Source organism: Actinotalea fermentans, assembly GCF_007991475.1.
In the GTDB taxonomy this organism is placed as follows: domain Bacteria; phylum Actinomycetota; class Actinomycetes; order Actinomycetales; family Cellulomonadaceae; genus Actinotalea; species Actinotalea fermentans.
Window position 1 is genome coordinate 35,208 of the sequence record NZ_BJYK01000014.1, and the last position, 17,700, is coordinate 52,907.

The 17,700-nt window shown below is 70.6% G+C and carries 13 protein-coding genes; 1 reads left to right on the forward strand and 12 read right to left on the reverse strand.

The features are described 5' to 3' along the window. The 3 genes from AFE02nite_RS16835 to AFE02nite_RS16845 all read right to left on the reverse strand — a co-directional run bounded on the left by AFE02nite_RS16835 (position 1) and on the right by AFE02nite_RS16845 (position 4,385). Entirely contained in the window at positions 1-843 is an 843-nt protein-coding gene (locus AFE02nite_RS16835; protein WP_052113396.1) for a carbohydrate ABC transporter permease, read from the reverse strand. Positions 844-1,068: 225 nt separating this feature from the next. Next, positions 1,069-2,331, reverse strand: coding sequence for an ABC transporter substrate-binding protein (locus AFE02nite_RS16840; protein WP_034243561.1), 1,263 nt, complete (start codon positions 2,329-2,331; stop codon positions 1,069-1,071). A gap of 74 nt (positions 2,332-2,405) precedes the next feature. Further along, entirely contained in the window at positions 2,406-4,385 is a 1,980-nt protein-coding gene (locus tag AFE02nite_RS16845) for a glycoside hydrolase family 127 protein (protein ID WP_261765687.1), read from the reverse strand. A 40-nt stretch (positions 4,386-4,425) separates the two neighbouring features. Here AFE02nite_RS16845 and AFE02nite_RS16850 point away from each other — a divergent pair, with 40 nt between their 5' ends. After that, the gene (locus AFE02nite_RS16850) at positions 4,426-5,463 is read left to right on the forward strand and encodes a LacI family DNA-binding transcriptional regulator (RefSeq protein ID WP_034243556.1); all 1,038 of its coding nucleotides are present in this window, start codon (positions 4,426-4,428) and stop codon (positions 5,461-5,463) included. A 343-nt stretch (positions 5,464-5,806) separates the two neighbouring features. Here the strand turns inward: AFE02nite_RS16850 and AFE02nite_RS16855 are convergent, their stop codons facing one another. The 9 genes from AFE02nite_RS16855 to AFE02nite_RS16895 all read right to left on the reverse strand — a co-directional run bounded on the left by AFE02nite_RS16855 (position 5,807) and on the right by AFE02nite_RS16895 (position 16,966). Further along, complete coding sequence (locus AFE02nite_RS16855) at positions 5,807-6,616, reverse strand: SIS domain-containing protein (RefSeq protein ID WP_052113395.1); 810 nt, start codon at positions 6,614-6,616, stop codon at positions 5,807-5,809. Beyond that, positions 6,613-7,362, reverse strand: coding sequence for an ATP-binding cassette domain-containing protein (locus tag AFE02nite_RS16860; protein WP_034243553.1), 750 nt, complete (start codon positions 7,360-7,362; stop codon positions 6,613-6,615). The genes AFE02nite_RS16855 and AFE02nite_RS16860 overlap by 4 nt, the downstream gene beginning before the upstream one ends. Beyond that, on the reverse strand, positions 7,359-8,198 hold the full coding sequence (locus tag AFE02nite_RS16865; protein ID WP_052113394.1) for an alanine racemase: 840 nt from the start codon (positions 8,196-8,198) through the stop codon (positions 7,359-7,361). The genes AFE02nite_RS16860 and AFE02nite_RS16865 overlap by 4 nt, the downstream gene beginning before the upstream one ends. 91 nt (positions 8,199-8,289) lie before the next feature. Continuing rightward, positions 8,290-10,248, reverse strand: coding sequence for a glycoside hydrolase family 127 protein (locus AFE02nite_RS16870; RefSeq protein WP_052113393.1), 1,959 nt, complete (start codon positions 10,246-10,248; stop codon positions 8,290-8,292). 81 nt (positions 10,249-10,329) lie between these two features. Further along, positions 10,330-11,394 (reverse strand): LacI family DNA-binding transcriptional regulator, encoded by a 1,065-nt coding sequence (locus AFE02nite_RS16875; RefSeq protein WP_034243548.1) that lies wholly within the window; start codon positions 11,392-11,394, stop codon positions 10,330-10,332. Positions 11,395-11,443: 49 nt separating this feature from the next. After that, positions 11,444-13,753: a glycoside hydrolase family protein gene (locus AFE02nite_RS16880; RefSeq protein WP_034243546.1), complete on the reverse strand. Its 2,310-nt coding sequence runs from the start codon at positions 13,751-13,753 to the stop codon at positions 11,444-11,446. A 72-nt stretch (positions 13,754-13,825) separates the two neighbouring features. After that, a complete protein-coding gene (locus AFE02nite_RS16885; protein WP_146820091.1) occupies positions 13,826-14,725 on the reverse strand; it encodes a carbohydrate ABC transporter permease in 900 nt (299 codons plus the stop codon). Then, complete coding sequence (locus AFE02nite_RS16890; RefSeq protein ID WP_052113391.1) at positions 14,722-15,711, reverse strand: carbohydrate ABC transporter permease; 990 nt, start codon at positions 15,709-15,711, stop codon at positions 14,722-14,724. The genes AFE02nite_RS16885 and AFE02nite_RS16890 overlap by 4 nt, the downstream gene beginning before the upstream one ends. A 97-nt stretch (positions 15,712-15,808) precedes the next feature. After that, the gene (locus AFE02nite_RS16895) at positions 15,809-16,966 is read right to left on the reverse strand and encodes an ABC transporter substrate-binding protein (protein WP_034243541.1); all 1,158 of its coding nucleotides are present in this window, start codon (positions 16,964-16,966) and stop codon (positions 15,809-15,811) included. Between the last annotated feature and the right edge of the window lie 734 nt (positions 16,967-17,700).

Genomic DNA, 17,700 nt, shown 5'->3' on the forward strand with positions numbered 1-17,700 from the left:
TCATGCCTCCTTCGGAGCGATGCGACGGCTGATCACGCCGGCGATGATCACGGTGGCCAGCAGCACCACCGTCGCAGCGCTTCCGTAGCCGATCGCGTTCAGCCGGAACGCCTGCTGGTAGATGAAGACGACGATCGTCGACGTCGCACCCGCCGGACTGCCGAGCACCGTCCCCCCAGAGATCACGTACGCCTGGTCGAACACCTGGATCGCCTGGATGACGCCCGCGACCACGACGAAGACCGCATAGGGCCGCAGCCCGGGCAGTGTGACGTGCCAGAAGCGCCGCACGACCCCCGCGCCGTCCATCGTCGCCGCCTCGTAGAGGCTCGCCGGGATGCTCTCCATCCCGCCGACGAAGATCACGATGTAGAGGCCGACGAACATGTAGACGTACACGATGACCAGGAAGATGAGGGCCATCCCCGTATCCGCGTACCAGGTGACGTCCGGCGTCCCGAACCTGGCGAGGGTGGACGACACGGGGCCGCCCTTCACGAACAGCTGCATGAAGATCGTCGTGATCGCGACGGTCGAGGTCATGTAGGGGACGAAGAAGACCGTGCGGAAGAGGGTCCGGCCGCGCGCGACGCCCTGGAGCGTCGCGGCGACGAGGATCGCCAGGACCGTCTGCGCGGGAACCACGAAGAGCACGAAGGTCGCTGTGATCCCGAGCGAGCGTCGGAACGCGTCGTCGGCGAAGAGCTCGGAGTAGTTCTGCAGGCCGACGAAGGTTCGCTCGTCGAACCGGAACTTGCTCACCTGCTGGAAGCTCAGAACCACCGACTGCACGATGGGGGTGACGAACCACCACGCGAGCAGAACGATCGCCGGGGTCAGCATGACCCATGCGGCGCCCGCCTCGCGGGTGGTCGTGCGTCGCCACCGGCCGCGCCAGCGCCCGGTGAGCTGAGCGCTGGCGCTCTGCCCGGAACTGGGCGAAGGTCCAGGCCGCCGATCGAGCATCGTCGTCATGTCATCTCTCTGTGATCTGCCGCGTCGGGCCCCCGATTGGAGGAGAAGAAGAGGGGGCCCGACGCGACGGTCGGAGCCGCGCAGCGGCTCGGGTCACTGACCGAACTGCTCCTGGAGGTCCGCGAGCAGTTCTGCCGCCGTGGTGCTCCCCGGGTTGGCGACGAGGGCCTGGAAGCCCGAGACGAGCGCGTTCCCGAACTCGGCCGTCTGAAGCGGGTAGTCGAGCGTGCGGCCGGAACCGAGCACCTCGTCGGTGAATGCGGCGTACTGCGGCGTGGCGCCTCGGTAGTCCGCCGCGAACTGCGTCATCGCCGGCACGAAGCCGACCTCCATCGACACGATCGCCTCCTGGGCCGTGGCGTCCGTGAGGACCTTGACGACATCCATCGCCGTCTGCGGATCGGTCGCCTGAGCGTTGATGCTGAAGCCGCCGCCGTAGGTCGTGACGACTCCCGAGCCGTCCGCGCCGGGGATCGGGAGCATCTCGTACTTCACGTCCGGAGCGGAGCCGGCCATGAAGCCGACGTACCACGGACCGCCGTCCGACATCGCCGCCGTGCCCGCCGCGATCGCCTCGCCGTCCCACGTTGCGCCGAGCTGCTGCGCCGAGGCGGCCGCACCGGTGCCGTACAGGTCCGCGAGCCACTGGAGTGCCTCGACGTTCTCCGCCGAGTCGATCGTCCGCCCGTAGTCCCAGCCTCCGCCGAACGCCAACACGTACTGCGTGAGATGGAAAAGGTTCTCAAGGACCACGATGCCGGCGTTGCCGGTCTCGTCCTTCACCTGCTGGGCGACTCGTCCGAGCTCCTCGACAGACGTCGGAACGTCCGCCACACCTGCCGCGCTGAGGACGTCCAGGTTGAAGATCATTGCCGAGTTCTGCAGGTATGACGGGACGGCGTAGAGGCCGCCGTCGATCGTCCACCCGTCCACCAGGGCCTGGGGGTAAGCGCCGAGGTCGACCCCCGCGTCGGCGACGAGGCCGTCGATGGGCTGGATCACACCTTCGGTCGCGTACTGGGCGACGGGGGCTGCGTTGTCCCACAGGATGATGTCGGGCGCGGTCTGTGCAGCGAACTGGTTGGGCAGCTGGTTCAGCTGGTCGTCGTAGGTGGGGTAGACGACGGGCGTGACGGTGACGCCGAGCTCCGACTCGACGCGGTCGAACATCGCTTCCAGGTACGCGTCCAGGGAGCCGGCGGCGTACCCGACGGTGATCTCGGTCGTTTCCTCGGCGGCCGGCGTCGCGGAGTCCTCTACCTCGCCGCTACCGCCGCCGCTGCAAGCGGCCAGGGCCGCCACGGATGCCGCCGTGGCAACCGCGAGCGCGCCGCGTCGGCGCATGATCCTGTGCATCGTGGGCCTCCTCGCCCTCAGTGTGCGCGTCGCGGCACCTTGCCCGACGCAGGTCCCCTGCGGTGCTGCGTTTGTCATGCCGTCGCCTCCGGGTCCGGCGTTGCTAGAGGCAGCCAGACGCGCATGGCGCTCGGCCCTCGCTCGGCGTGCTCGAGGTACGGCACGAGCACCACGTCGAACGGCTCCGATGACCGGGAAGACCGGTCTGGTTCTCTCCGGTAGGGAAGCTGCTGCGAGGCCTCCACGGTCACGCCGCGGAGGACGACCCTGCCGGCTTCCAATCGCGGCGGCTCGGGCAACACGACAACGTCCTCGAGGCGTGCACCGGGCGGGAGATCGATGGACTCCAGGCACTCGACGAGCGGTCCACGCATCGCCGCGACCGTGCCGCGGACGGCGTCGATCCGATGGTCCGGGTGCACCAGCCTGGGTACGACAGGAAGGTCCAGAACCACCGTGTCGCCCGAAGAGAAGGCACGGGTGACACGTGCGACGGGCCCGACGACCGGCACGCCGTCGAGCCGTGCACCTCCGTCGGCCCACTCCGGCACGCGCAGGCTCAGAGACCATGGCTCGGCGGCGTCCGTTCGGATTGTGACGGCAACACGCCCGCTCACGGGGTAGTCCGTCTCGACGTCCAGGTCGACGTTCATCCCGCGGACCACCGTCCGAACCCGCGACGTCGCGTACTGGTGAATCTGGACCCCGTCGCCATCGGCGGTGGCGACGTAGCCGGGCAGACTGGCCAGGAACCGGGCTGAGTTGGTCGGGCAGCAGGACACGTCGAACCACGGTGCTCGCAGCCCGGACACGGAACGCGGATGCGGGGTGCTCGGGTCGACATCGTCGACCGCGACCCGGCGGTGGAGGGTGTTCGCGTAGAAGAACGAACGACCGTCCCGACCGACGCTCGCGGCCACGATGTTGTACATGGCGCGTTCCATCGCGTCGGCGAACCTCTCTTCGCCGGTAGCGAGGAGCAGCCTCCACGCGAGCATGATCGACGCGATGCCTGCACAGGTCTCGGCGTAGGCGCCGTCCGAAGGGAGCTCGTAGTCGTCGCCGAAGGACTCGTCCATGAGGCGGGAGCCCATCCCGCCGGTCAGGTAGGTCCGTCGAGCCAGGGTGGCGTCCCACTGGCGCACGACGGCCGCGAGGAGGTCGTCGTCCCCCGTATCGACGGCGACGTCCACCGCCGCCGCAGACAGGTACAGCGCTCGTACGGCGTGACCCCTGAGTACGGTCGCTTCCCTGACCGGCACGTCGTCCTGGAAGTACGCAGACCCGAACAACGAAGGGGGCAGCAGGCCGCGCCCGCGCCGCTCGACGAACGCCGCCGCCGTCTGGCGGTATCGGTCGACGCCCGTTGCTCGGGCGAGCTCGGCCAACGCCGTCTCGATCTCGGGGTGACCACAGACCTGCTCCGCACCACCAGGCCCGAACACGCTGCAGACGTGGTCCGCGACCCGATATGCGGCACGCACGAACGCGTCCTCGCCCGCCGTCCGAAGCCGGGCGACCGCCGCCTGGATCAGGTGACCAGCGCAGTACAGCTCGTGCCCCCACGCAAGGTCGGAGTAACGCTCCGGCTGCCCTGCTCCCCCGAACCGCGTGTTGAGGTACCCATCCGGCTGCTGCGCCGCGACGACGCGCGCGGCCAACGACTGGTAGAGCCGCTCGGCCGTCTCCCGGGCTTGCGGGTCCGCCGCGCCAGCCACATCCCAGGCGCACGCCTCTATGACCTTGTAGGTCTCCGAGTCGGCGAACTCCCGGCCCGACCGCTCGCTGCGCTGCCCTGCCGCGGCGCGGTCGAAATTCGCCAGCCAACCCAGTTCCTCAAGCCACGAGGTGCAGTGCTCGAGCGTGCTTGCACTGTTCACAGCCCGACGCTCGGCCCAGAAGCCACCGGTGATCTCAACAGCACCGACGCCGATCGGCGCAAGCCGGCCGCCGACCGGTGCGACCGGGACTGCCTCGCGGGCGCGCACCATCGCCATGCTCCTTTCCGAAACTCTCGAAAGCGCTTTCGCTTGTTTCGGGTACTCTAGGCTCATGCTCAGGCCCAGTCAAGAACCGTCTCCGCGAGGTGCATCGATGTCGTCGCCCGGCTCCGGCAGCCGCCGCGTCACGCTCGCGGACGTCGCGGCCTTCGCCGGCGTCTCCCTCGCGACCGCCTCGAAGGCCCTGAACGGCCGGGGCGACGTGCGGGACGCAACGCGAGAGCGAGTCCGGGTCGCGGCAGAGAGACTCGGGTTTGAGTTCAACACCCTGGCTCAAGGACTCTCGGCCGGGCGCTCGGGCACGGTGGGCATGCTCACCAGTGACCTCGTGGGTCGCTTCAGCCTCCCCATCCTCATGGGTGCAGAGGATGCGTTCGGGGCCGGCCAACTGTCCGTCTTCCTCTGTGACGCTCGCGGGGACTCGATCCGCGAGCAACACCACATCAGGGCGTTGCTCCGGCGGCAGATCGACGGCTTCATCGTCGTGGGCAACAGCACGGACCCTCGACCGCCGCTATCGCTCGATGCGGAGGTCCCAGTCGTGTACGCGTACGCGCCCTCGACGTCGGATGAGGACATCTCCGTCGCCGTTGACGACGTCGCCGCGGGCCGCCGCGCGGTGGAGCACCTCGTGCAGATGGGCCGACGGCGGATCGCTCACATCGGCGGTGACAGCGCGTTCGCCGCCGCTCGTGACCGGGCCGCGGGCGTGACCGTCGGTCTCGAGGAAGCCTCCCTACCCCTCGGGGCCGGTGGTCGGCCGCACTACGGGAGTTGGTCAGAGAGCTGGGGGCGCACTGCCGCACGCGTGGTCCTTGAACTCGACCCAGACGTCGATTCCCTCGTCTGCGCGAACGACCAGATAGCGCGAGGCGCGATGGAGGTGGTTCAGCAGAGTGGCCGGGGCGTGCCCGACGACATCGCCGTGATCGGATTCGACAACTGGGAGGTCCTGACCGCCGACTCCGCCCCTCCCCTGACAAGCCTGGACCTCAATCTGGAAGGGCTCGGACAGCGAGCGGCGCAGCTCCTCGTCGCGGCGATCGAGGGCGCACCGTCACCCGGGCGTCACACCGTCGAACCGCGTCTGGTCGTCCGGGAGTCCACCGGACTCACCTCACACCGGCGGTGAGGGATCCGCTGCATGGGTACACAGCGGGTCTGAGTGGTCATGATCGCCCCGAACTCGACAGGAGTCAGGCGACCGAGCCTCTGTGGCGTCGCCGGCGACAGCACGGCCTCCCGATCCGAGCGATCCCACCGACCCCGTTCCAGGACGTTCTTCTGCAGCAACGGAACAAGACGCTCTCCGATGCACCACGCGCCCGCCACATCGCGTCGCTGATGCACGGCACTGACCAGCGCGTTCGCCACGATTCTCAGGGAACCGTGCGGTCGCTGACGGAGTAACCCACGACCCCTTTGGAGAACACGGGAGCGGGGAAGTCGTGCGTCACCTCCGACCGGCGAACTCACTAACGCGTGAGTGTCACCTTCGACAGCCCTCTCGGGTGATCCGGGTCGCGGCCGCGCCCGAGGGATGCAGCCAGGGCGAGGTGCTGCGCCGCGATGATGTCCACGAGCGGTACGAGCGCCGGGTCCAGCCCGGCTCGTCCGTCCATCTCGAACACGTGCGCGGCACCAGGGTGCCCGCACCCGACGGCAATGACCCGCGCGCCGAGGTCCGCTGCGGCGAGGGCGGCATCGACCGTGGACTGGTCGCCGGGCGCGCCAACCCCGAACGTGACGAACGGGACCCCGGACGACACCTGCCCGAGCGGGCCGTGCCGTACCTCCGCCGAGGACCAGCCGGACGCCGCGATCCCGGACGTCTCGACGAGCTTCAACGCACCCTCGAGCGCCGACGCGAGGCTGGCCCCCCGACCCACCATCACGGCGTGGTCCGGCCGGCCCCAGCCGGCGACGACGGTCCGCGCCCACTCCTCGGCCGCAGGGACGGCTCCACGGGCCACGTCGGCCGCCGCCGAGGCCCAGGCGACCACGGCCTCCCATGGCTCGCCCGCCGCGACCCGAACCGTCGCGAAGAGGGCCAGGAGCTCGGCCGTGTACGACTTCGTCGCCGCCACCGAGCGCTCGGGTCCCGCGCTCAGGTCGACGTGGACGTCCGCCTCACGTGCCAGCGGACTGTCCGCGGCGTTCGTGAACGCGACAACCCGCCGGCCAGCGGCGCGCGCGCCGGCGACGACCGCGAGCAGGTCCGGCGAGGCGCCCGACTGGGGGAGGACGAGGGGTACCACCGGGGCGACATCGGGTTCCCCGGTCACGACACCAACCCGGTGATCATGCCGACGATGTCGTTGCGCTCCACCTCACCGATGGCGCGGACCCCGACCTGACGACCGCGCCGCAGCACGGCCACACGGTCCGCGAGCCGGAAGACCTGGTCGAGGTTGTGCGACACGATGAGTACGGCGGCACCGCGCTGCTTGAGCCGCATGATCGTGTCCTCGACCCGCGCGGTCTCCGCGATGCCAAGCGCCGCGGTTGGCTCGTCCATCAGCACGAGTCCCGACGCCCAGTGGGTGGCCCGCGCGATGGCGATGCCCTGACGCTGACCACCCGACAGGTCCGAGATCACCGCACGCGCCGACGGGATGCGGACGTCGAGCTCGTCGATGAGCCGCTGGGTCTCGTCCGCCATCCGGCGCCGGTCGAGGACACCCGTGAACGGCTTCCGCAGCTCTCGGCCGAGGAAGAGGTTCATGTAGACAGGCTGCTGGTCGACGAGGGCCAGGTCCTGGTAGACGACCTCGACACCTGCGGCCCGCGCGTCGGAGGCGTCCCTGAAGTGCACGGGCTTGCCGTGGATGACGATCTCCCCGTCCGTCGGCTGGTACAGGCCCGAGATCATCTTCACGAGCGTGGACTTGCCGGCGCCGTTGTCGCCGACGAGCGCGACGATCTCGCCGGCGGCGACCTCGAGGTCGAACCGCTCGACAGCAACGACGCCCCCGAAGTGCTTGCTCAGGCCTCGCAGGACCAGCGGAGACGTGGTGGTCGTGGCGGTCATCGGGCGCCCCCCGTCGTGTCGGTGAGACTGAGCGGCCGGGCGCCATCGGCCGACCACGGCACCCCGGCGGTCGGCGCACCGCCCACCCCTGCGATACCCACCGTGAGCGACCGCGAGACGAACACCTGGGGGCGGAAACCCATGATGACCGTGTCACCCGGGCGCACCGGCGCCCCCTCGAGCGGGATCGTCGCGTAGTAGTCGATCGCCTCAGGTGCGGGCATGTCGACGTCGAACAGACGCGCGTCGGCCAGCCCACCGCCGGCCGGTACGACCAGCGCCCGGGTCGGCGTGCGCCCGAGCACGGGGTCGACGTACAGCCCGCCGCCGAAGACGAACGCCTCACCCGCCCAGAGGTGCGACACCTCCGTCACGTACGCCACCGCGGGCTCCTCGACGAGGTCCGTGACCGCGTGCCAGGGCGTCGTGCCCGTAAGGCCATGGCCCGGCTCGACCTGCGTCGCTCCGGCCTCGGCGAGCATCGCGAGCATCGCCGTCGACGTCGTGCCCGGGGCATTGAGCTCGACGCCGGTGCGGCCCGTCGCGTCGAGCGCCACCTTCGCGGCCGTGAGCGTGCGGAGGTTCGGCGTGGTGCGCACCGCGCCGCTCTCGACGTCGAACAGTGCAGTGGGGAACGACGTCACGCCGGCGAAGCGAACCCCGTCGATCGCGTCGAGCGCATCTGAAACCGAGACCACGTCGTCGGCCGGGAAGCCGCCTTCGTGGCCGCGGTAGAACCTGTCGCCGTCGGCGACGATCCGCGCGAGGACCGGCTGCACGCGACCGGCGCGCGCGGCCGCCGCCCCTGCCTCCCGAGCCTTCTCCAGCGAGAACACCGTCCCTCGGCGTCGCGAACGCGGACCTCATCGACCTGCCGGCGGCCACCGACCGATTGCCCTGACGGTCGGCCCTGGCGTCGAAGACCTGTCAGCCGGTCGGGGATGCGGGATCGACGACGGGCATCCAGACCCGCATGGTCGACGGGCCTCGATTCGCCCGCTGGCGGTACGGCAGTAGAGGAACCTCCCGAGCAGCGTCCGCGCCACGCACCAAGGCCACAGGATCGGCCGCGAACGGCCAGGGGCCCTTCGCGACGTCCAGCACGGTGGCACGCACGACGACCTGCCCGTCGTGCTCGCGCGGTGGCCGAGCGGTGTCCACCCGCACCTGCGACACGTCCGCGCCGAGGTCGACGGACTCCATGCACAGGACCACGGGGCCACGCTCAACCGCGACCTGCCCCCGGACGGCGTCGACGCGCGGGTCGGCCCAGGTCCATCGCGGCGCCATCGGGACGTCGAGGACGACGCGGTCCCGCGGGGCGAAGACCTGACGCACCTCCGCGTACCCCGGTGCCACGCCGGTCGACGTACCGTCCGGCGCGGTCAGGGTCGCGCCCTGCGCCCAGCCGGGGACGCGCAGCCGCAGGGCCCACGCCGACGGCGGCGCGTCGAGCACCTGAACCTCCACCCTGCCGTCGGCAGGGTAGGCCGTCGACACCCGGAGCGTGACGACGCCTGCGGGAAGCGCCGCCCGGATCGTGGAGCCGGCGTACTGGTGGAGCTGTACCCCGTCGTCATCCACCGTTGCGAGGTACGCCGCCAGGGACGCGAACGTGCGGGTGAGGTTGCTCGGACAACAGGACACGGCGAACCACGGCGCGCGCAACGACGACGCGGCGCGCGGGCTTACTTCGTCCTCGGCCGGCGCCCGGCCCGGCGTCCGCTGGTGGAGCGTGTTGGTGTAGAAGAAGGCCCGGCCGTCCTGCGCCGGGGACCCAGCCACGACGTTGTAGAGCGTGCGCTCAACCGCGTCGGCGTGGCGGGCCTCGCCGGTGGCGAGGAGCAGCCGCTGGTTGAGCATCACGGACGCCACCCCCGCGCACGTCTCGGAGTAGGCCCGGTCAGGGGGGAGCTCGAAGTCCTGGCCGAACGACTCCCCCTCGTGGTGCGCGCCCATGCCGCCCGTGAGGTAGGTCCGGGTGGCCAGCGTGGCGAGGGTCTGCGCGCGCACCGCGGCGAGCAGGTCGGCGTCGTCGTCCTCGATCGCAAGGTCGACGGCTCCTGCCGCCAGGTAGAGCGCACGCACCGCGTGTCCGTCGAGCACCGTCGCGTCACGCACCGGGACGTCGTCCTGAAAGTACTGCTGACCGAACTCGATCTCGGCGAGCACCCCATGACCGCGCCGGTCGACGAAGAGCCGCGCCTGGTCCAGGTACCGCCGCTCCCCCGTGACGCGGAACAGCTCGACAAGCGCCACCTCGATCTCGGGGTGCCCGCACACCCCAGGGTTCCCGCCCGGGCCGAAGACGTCGCACACGTGGTCCGCAGCCCGGCGGACCACGTCGACGAACGAGTCATCCAGACCGGCGGTGCGCGCCCGCGCGACCCCGGCCTGGATGAGGTGGCCCAGGCAGTAGAGCTCGTGCCCCCACTCCAGGTCGCTGTAGCGCGGCCGCTGGCCGGGACGGCCGAACATCGTGCCGAGGTAGCCGTCCGGCTCTTGCGCGCGGGCCACGCGCGCCGACAGTGCCTGGAAGCGGGACTCCATGGCGGGGTCGCCCGTGCGCGCACCCTCCCACGCGATCGCCTCGAGGAGCTTGTAGATCTCCGAGTCCGAGAACTCCCGGCCGCGACGGTCGTGCGGCAGCCGGCCCTCGACGGCGGCGTCGAAGTTCCCGATCCAACCCAGGCGCTCCATCCACGACTGCGCGTGCTCGATCATCGTCGACGCATTCAGCTCCTGCAGGTCAGCCCAGAAGCCGTCGTCGATCGTCACATCCGCCATGCCGAGCGGCCGGAGGACTCCCTGGGACGGCACGACGGGGAGGCCCCGGACGGGTGCGGCGGCGCCCCGCAGGAGTGGGGTGGTCGCGTTCGATGGCATGGCTGCTTCCTTCGTCGCACACGCCGACGACTGTCGACTGCGCGCGGTCTGATCGTGGGATGTGAGGACGATGGGAACTGTTCAGGGCTCGTGCGTCCCGGAGGCCCAGTTGTCCGGAACGGTGCTCCCACGGATGGCGAGTCGGACCGGGCGGTACTCGACGCCCTCGCCGATCGGCTCTCCCGCGAGGGCGGCGAAGATGGCTGCGGCAGCGCGCCGGCCGAGCGACTCGAGCCGCGCGTCCACACTCGTGAGCTCAGGTCGGGTGTTGGTGACGATGACAGACCAGTCGTCGTGGCCGGCTACCGCAACGTCCTCGGGCACGCGGCGGCCGAGGTCCCGCAGCACGTCTAGCGCGGCTCGCGCGAGCATGTCCGACGCCGCGATGATCGCGTCCGGGCGGTGCGCCGCGAGCAACCGAGCGGTCGCCGCGCGTCCCCAACGTTCCGTCCAGTCGCCGGCCGTGACGCCGGCACCGAGCAGCTCTGCACCGCGCTCGGCGAGCGCCGCCGCCGCCCCTGACTCGCGTGCGCGGGAGGCGCCGTAGGTCGGGTCGCCCCCGACGAAGCCGATCCGGCGTCGGCCGAGCTCCCACAGGTGCTCGGCCAGGAGCCGACCAGCCATGACGTTGTCAGGCACGATCGACAGGTCCCTGGGGTCCTCGGACGGCGCGTACGCGTAGACGACCGGCACGGGGAGGTCCCGGCCGAGGGACGGGCGTGCGTCGTTACGGGGGCCTCCCACGACGATGAGCCCATCGATCTGTCGCTCCAGCAGCGTGCGGAGCTGTTGGGCCTCGCGTACGGCGTCGCCCCGCGCATCGGTGAGGATGACCGACACGCGCCCAGCACCCAAGGCGTCCTCGGCGCCCATGAGAATGGGAAGGACGAACCGGCCCTCGAGGTCGTTCGTGAGCACGCCGACGATCCCGGTCCGACCGCTCACCAGGCTGCGGGCGAGCGACGAGGGACGGAAGTCGAGCTCCTCCGCCGCTTCGAGGACGCGGCGACGGGTCTCGTCCGTCAGCTCTCCGCGTCCGTTGAGCGCCTTGGACGCGGTGCCCTTGGACACCCCGGCGACCCGTGCGACGTCGGCGATGGTCGGCCGGCGCCCCTGGCCGGCGACGACCTGAAGGTCAGCGCCCATGCCGTCCCCCTCCCTGCGGCCGTCGATCACAGCCGTGCTCGTACCGTAGCTAGTGGGTGACCGATGCAGCACGGACCCGGAATGCCTCGAGGACCTCCGTCGTTCCGTAGCGCTCGAGCACCACGTCGGTCGCGTCGATACCGACGGCGGAGATCCAGGGGAGACAGGTCTTGTTGCCCTCGCCCTTGCCTCGGCCGCCGAAGCCGGTGTCGACGAACATCGGGTCGTCGATGAGCCACCAGCTCACGAGGACGCCCTCCTCCTGGAGTCCCAGGCGGGCGTAGCCCCAGTCCTTGGCCTCCGTGGCGACGGTCTCGTTCGAGCCGTGGAGCGTGAGGTCGGCCACCGTGGCGAGCAGCTCGTCCCGCCCGATCAGCGCCGCCTCCACGAGGTCGGGAACCGCATGCAGCTCGTACGGGTGGATGTACCCGGCGCCGGCCGTGTCACAGGCGCTCCAGCCGGTGGTCCGGAAGCCGTACCGGGCCAGAGTGCTCGACGGCGGCAGGGGCACGTCCCAGAGGTAGACCCACGTCGCGAGAAGGCGGGCGGCGTCGACCGCCGCCTGCGCGAGGTCCTCGTCCCCGCTCATCTCGGCCGCTGCGAGGCAGGCCCGGAGCGAGAAGAGGATGCTCTCGGAGTCGACGAGCTGGGCCCGTGCGTAGATGGAGTCGTGGATGCCGCCGTTGTGCGAGACCCCGCGGACGAAGTGCTCGGCCACGAAGCGCGCAGCGCGGATCGCGGCGTCCCTGACGGCCAGGTCACCCGTGAGGGCGTACAGCTCGTGGAGGAACGGCACCACCGTCGCGGTCGACGACTTCTGGTTGAGCTCGGCTCGGCCGAACCAGGCCCGCGGCTCGACGAGTGGTTCCCCGGCGAAGGTGTACGCCCGGCGCCACGAGCCGTCCTCCTCCTGCACCTGCAGGAGGAACCTGGCGAAGGACTGGGCCGTCGACAGCCACTCGGGGTGGTCCTGCCCGCGCCCCCGCTCGGCGCGGTAGGCCCGGAGCAGGGCGTGGTGCTCCTCGGCGACGCAGCGCACGTACGTCCCGTCCGGGGCCGCAGACAAGGCGTCGACGGCATAGCGCATGTGGTCGAGCACCGGGCCCATGAGCTCCTCGAGGTTCGTGTCCTCGTCCGCGTAGGCGAGGGGCAGCAGCAGGCCGCTCCACCAGGACGCGTCCCGCTGCTTCTCGAAGTCGTACAGCGTGTGCACGAGGCCGTGCGGCGACGCGCCGGCGCGGCGGACGAAGCTCTCGACCGTCCGCAGCCCCTTGGTTCGTGCCTCGGGGTCGTCGAGCTCGTCGGCGTGGTTGAGCACGTGCAGCGCGTTCAGCACCATCTGACCGGTGAAGCCGTACTGCACGATGTCCTCGAGCTGCACTCCGTCCTGCGGGTGGCAGTTGGTGACGAACCCCGCGACGTTCTCGTCCTGCCGGTAGTAGGGCAGGAGCGCGTCCAGCCGCAGGCGCGTCAGACGTTCGACCGTCTCCGGCAGTTCGACCCGCCGCGGCGCGAGGTGGGCGGCGCGGTCCCGCCAGAGCGCCCACAGGGAGTCGATCGCGGAGGCACCGTGCACGACGGTGACCCGGTACCGAGCGATCGCGTCGCCGCCGTCGGCCGGCCAGAAGGCGCCCCACGGCTCGCGCGCCCGAGCGGTCAGGGCGTGGGAGCGCGCGCGCTCGACGAACGGGTACGCGGCCACAACGGACCAGCCCCCGTCACGCGGCACGACACCCAGGCTGCCGATGTCGGTCCGCTGGACGAACGCCTGCTGCCCGCGCACCCGCTCGGGCACGTCGTCGTGGTCGGGTAGGTCCTCCCGGCTGAGCGCGACGCCCAGCCCGCGCGACCTGGCGTGGAGCAGCACCGCCAGACCGGACAGCCGATCGTCGCGGAAGACGAGCTCACGCGTGTCGAGGTAGTCCTCCACCCCGTCGCCGTCGATGTCGTTGAGGTCGTACAGCGCCGGCGGCGCGAACACCTGCGCGTCCTCGCCGAAGCCGTCGGCGACCACGGGGAGCTCCAGGACGGCGCGGACCGCCCCGCCCGCGACCGGCTCGAGCTGCCGGACCCGGCGCTCGACCTGCACGCCCCGATCGTCGACTGTCCACCGGTCGACCACCTCGACGGGCCCGGCGGAGGTGGGAGCAGTGACCGTGCCGACGACCCGTGCACCCTCACGGGTCACCGTCGCGTACGCGTGGGTCGACGCCGCGCCTTCCCATCGGTCGCCCCGACCGTCGAACGTCTCGAGCCGGACGGGCCGGTCCAGCCGCACGAGGGTCTCGGGGGCGCCGCCGGTCAGCAGCAGCTCGATGCCCTGGTGACCGGTGGTGCCGGTCGTTCGGATGTCGATCACGGGTGCTCCTTGTGGTGCGTTGGTGCCGAGGCCGGCACGGGACGGCGGCGGGTACCGACGGGCGCCGGCGTGTCAGCCCTTGGTGGCTCCTGCGGTGAGGCCGGAGATGATGCCCCGCTGGGTGACGACGGTCACGATCAGCACGGGCACCAGGTAGATGACCGAGGCCGCCGTCATGTCGCCCCAGAGGGTCTGGAACTGGGTGATGTACCCGGCGATGCCGACGGGCATGGTCTGCGCATCGGGCGTCCGGGTCAGCGAGAGCGCGATGATGAACTCGTTCCACGCCGCCAGGAAGCCGAAGAGGGCGGCGACGGCGACCCCGGGCTTGGCGATCGGGAGCACGATCCTCAGCAGCGTGCCGAGGGTGCCCAGGCCGTCGAGGCGGGATGCCTCGAGCAGTTCCTCGGGCAGGTCCCGGAAGAACCCCTCGAGCATCCAGATGACCAGCGGCAGCACGATCGGGATGTACGCGATGACCAGGCCGACTGGGGAGTTGATGAGGCCGAGCTGCCTGAACTGCAGGAAGAAGGGCAGTGCGAGAGCCACGGGCGGGAACATCCGGGTGACGAGGATCGCGCCCAGCAGCATTCCCGACGCCCGGAAGCGGAACCGGGCGAACCCGAGCGCCGCCGGGATGCCCATGAGGAGGCTGATTGCCGTGGCGCCGGCGCTGGCAACCAGGCTGTTGCCGAAGAAGCGCAGGACGGTCTCGTCCCCGAGCACAGAGACGAAGTGCTCCAGCGTCGGGTTTTGCGGCAGCAACGTCGGGGGGATCGCGTAGACCTCTCCGTCCGGCTTGAGGGACGTCGAGACGATCCAGATCACCGGCATGAGGAGGAGGAACGCGCCGGCCAGGGCCACCACCGTGAAGGCGACGGGCCGCGAGACCGCGCGTGGGCCGAACCGAAGCCACTCGCTGCTTCCTCGGGCGGGAGCCCGCCGCGCCCTAGTGATGCTGTCGGTGGTCATCGCTCACCTCTCCGTCCGCGCAACGACAGGAACACAGCGCCGGCGCAGATGCCGATCACGAGGACGAAGAGGACGGAGGTCGCGGCGCCACCGGCGAAGTCGGTGCGCGTGAACATCTGCCGGTACAGGTAGGTGCTCAGGACCTCGGTGGCGGAGCCGGGGCCTCCGCCCGTCATGACGTAGACGGCGTCGAACACGCGGAAGGCGTCCGCCAGCCGGATCACGAGGATGATGAGGATCGACGGGCGCAGCAGCGGCAAGGTGATGTGCCAAAGGATCCGCCACCGGCCTGCACCATCGGTGACCGCAGCCTCCCGCAGCTCGCCTGGGATGTTGGCGAGGCCGGCGAGAAGGACGAGGACGACGAAGGGCAGGGCAAGCCACGCGTTCGTGCTCAGCACGGCGGCGCGCGCGAGCCACGGGTCCGCGAACCAGGCGGGCCCATCGATGCCCAGAGCCGCAAGGCCCTCGTTGACGAGGCCGTAGCCCGGTGAGAAGAGGAACTTGCCGGCCATTGCGGCGACCACCGGCGCGATCATCAGCGGGAGGGCGACGACGAGGCGGAGGACCTTGCGCCCGCGCGTCTCCCGGTGCAGTACGAGGGCGATGGGGAGGCCGACGAGGAGCTCTACAGTGAGCGTGACGGTGACGTAGCCGACGGTCTGGCCGATCGCTGTCCAGAAGGCGGCGTCACCGAGCACGCGCTCGTAGTTCGCGAGTCCGGCGAAGGCCGGCTCCTCACCGCCGACGGCGAGGCTGAAGCTCTGGAAGCTCAGCGACATGGTCCACAGAAGCGGGTACAGGGCCGTCGCGGCGAGCGTGAGCAATGCCGGCAGCGTCAGGAGCATCCCCGACCGGCGGCGCCGGTCGACGAGCGAGCCTCGACGGCCGTGCCGTGCGGCCCGGACGGGCGCGGGGGCCCGGGTCGCTTCGGCGACCCTGCGCGGGGCGAGGTGGATCGCGTCGCCTGGTGCGTTCCGCTCCACAACTTCCTCCCTTCGGTGCGGCGGTCGCGTGCTGACGCACGGGACCGGTGCCGGTGAGCGGGTGGGCCGGCGACGGGGCGCCGGCCCACCGCGAGCCTCAGCCGGCGGCCTGCTCCATCTGGCTCTGGGCCTGCCGGAGCGCCGCCTCCGGCGTGGCCTGGCCCGACATGACAGCCGAAACGGCCTCGGCGATGGCGGTCTGGTACTGGGGGAACGCCGGCGTCATCGGCATGGTGCGGCTACGCGCCACGGATTCCCCGAACACAGCCAAGGCGGCACGGTCTGCTTCGGAGACTTCCTCGGCCGCCGCGAGCGCCTCCATCGACGAGACGCGCGGCACGGGCGAGAGCTGCTCGATCGCCTTGGCCGCGAGCACCTCGCCGCTCGTCGCCCAGTGGACGAACTCCCACGCGGCGTCCTGGTCGTCCGACGAAGCGCTGACGCCGAGACCCCATGCGAAGGTCGTAGCGACCTGGTCCGGGTTGCCCGGGTCCAGCGCTACGGCCACGTCGTCAACGACCTTCGACTGCTCGGGGTCGGTTGCCATCGCCCACATGTACGGCCATTGGGCGACCATCGCGATCTTGCCTTCGAGGAACTGGCCTTGGATAGCCGAGAGATCGTGCAGCCCTTCGGGGCTGGAGCCGTCCTCGAACTGGATCTGCTGCATCATCGCGAACGCCTCGAGGGCGGCATCGTTCTCGATGGCAGGGCGGAGGTTCTCGTCGACGATGTCACCGCCGGCCTGCTGGACGTACGACATGAAGCGGGTGGCGACCTCGCCGTCGCGGTTGCCGGGGATCATCGTCCCGAAGGTCCCGGCGGCCGCATCGGTCGTCGCAGCCGCGATCTCGCGGTACTGCTCCCACGTGGCGGGAGGCGAGTCGTAGCCTGCAGCCTCGAGGAGGCTCGGGCGGTAGTACATGACCTGGTTGTGCACGAGGAATGGCAGCCCGTAGACCGCGCCCTCATAGCTGACGGTATCGAGCGTGCCCTCGATGAAGTCGTCGCGGTCCTCGTCAGACAGCCGCTCGTCGAGGCTGGCGAGGTACCCGTTCGCGGCGAACTCGGCGACCCACGGCTGATCCACCATGAGGACGTCGTGCGCGCCGCCAGCGGCGACGGCGTCCGAGAGGAACTGCTGGTGCATGTTGTCGTGCGGAACGCCGAGGATCTCCACGCCAATACCGGTTTCCGCGGTGAACTGCTCGGCCTTCTCCTTGTAGAAGGACTCGTGGGGAGATCCAGCCTCCATACCCACGGTGATGGACCTCTCGCCACCTTCTCCACCAGTCGGCGCCGTCGGCCCGCTTGCCTCGGGCGCCGACGGGGCGCACGCCGCGAGGGTCAGAACCAGTGTCGCTCCAACGGCGGGCACGCACCGCGCCCATCTCGCTGCAGTCATCGCTCAAGCTCCCTTGCTCGAAGTTTCGCAACCGGTTTCCGCACAGTAGTAGGGAGCCGCGGAGTACGTCAACCGGCGGGCCTCACGCCTCCCTGCACGACGAACCGCAGACTGGATGCCGCCGCCGAATCTCCGTCGCCTCGGCCACGGAGGGTGTCTGCCGCGGCCAGTCGGCCAGTCGGCCAGTCCGGCATACCGGCGCAGCGACTCGTGGATCGGCTGGGGGGACCACTCCGTTGCGGTGGACGACCTCAGCCGGCGACACTCCGCCGAGGATCTCGACCGTCGACTGGAGCCGCTGCTCCACCATGCCGCCCAACCAGCACAACACTTCCGCTGACCGCGACGCATCGACACGACGGCCAAACCCCGCAGCCGCGAACGAGCGGACGTGAGCGCGAGCGTCAGGCACGAGCCGGAATCGCCGTCGCCCACGTGCCGGAACCGCGTCCGCGACCTGTGATGGCGGAGCTGGAAGCACGATGTCCACCATCTACCGGAGTCCCACACACGCGACCTCGGGCGCCCTCGCGTGCCTCATGGCCACTCCGACGCCAGAGGCCCTCCCGATCTCTCGATCGGAA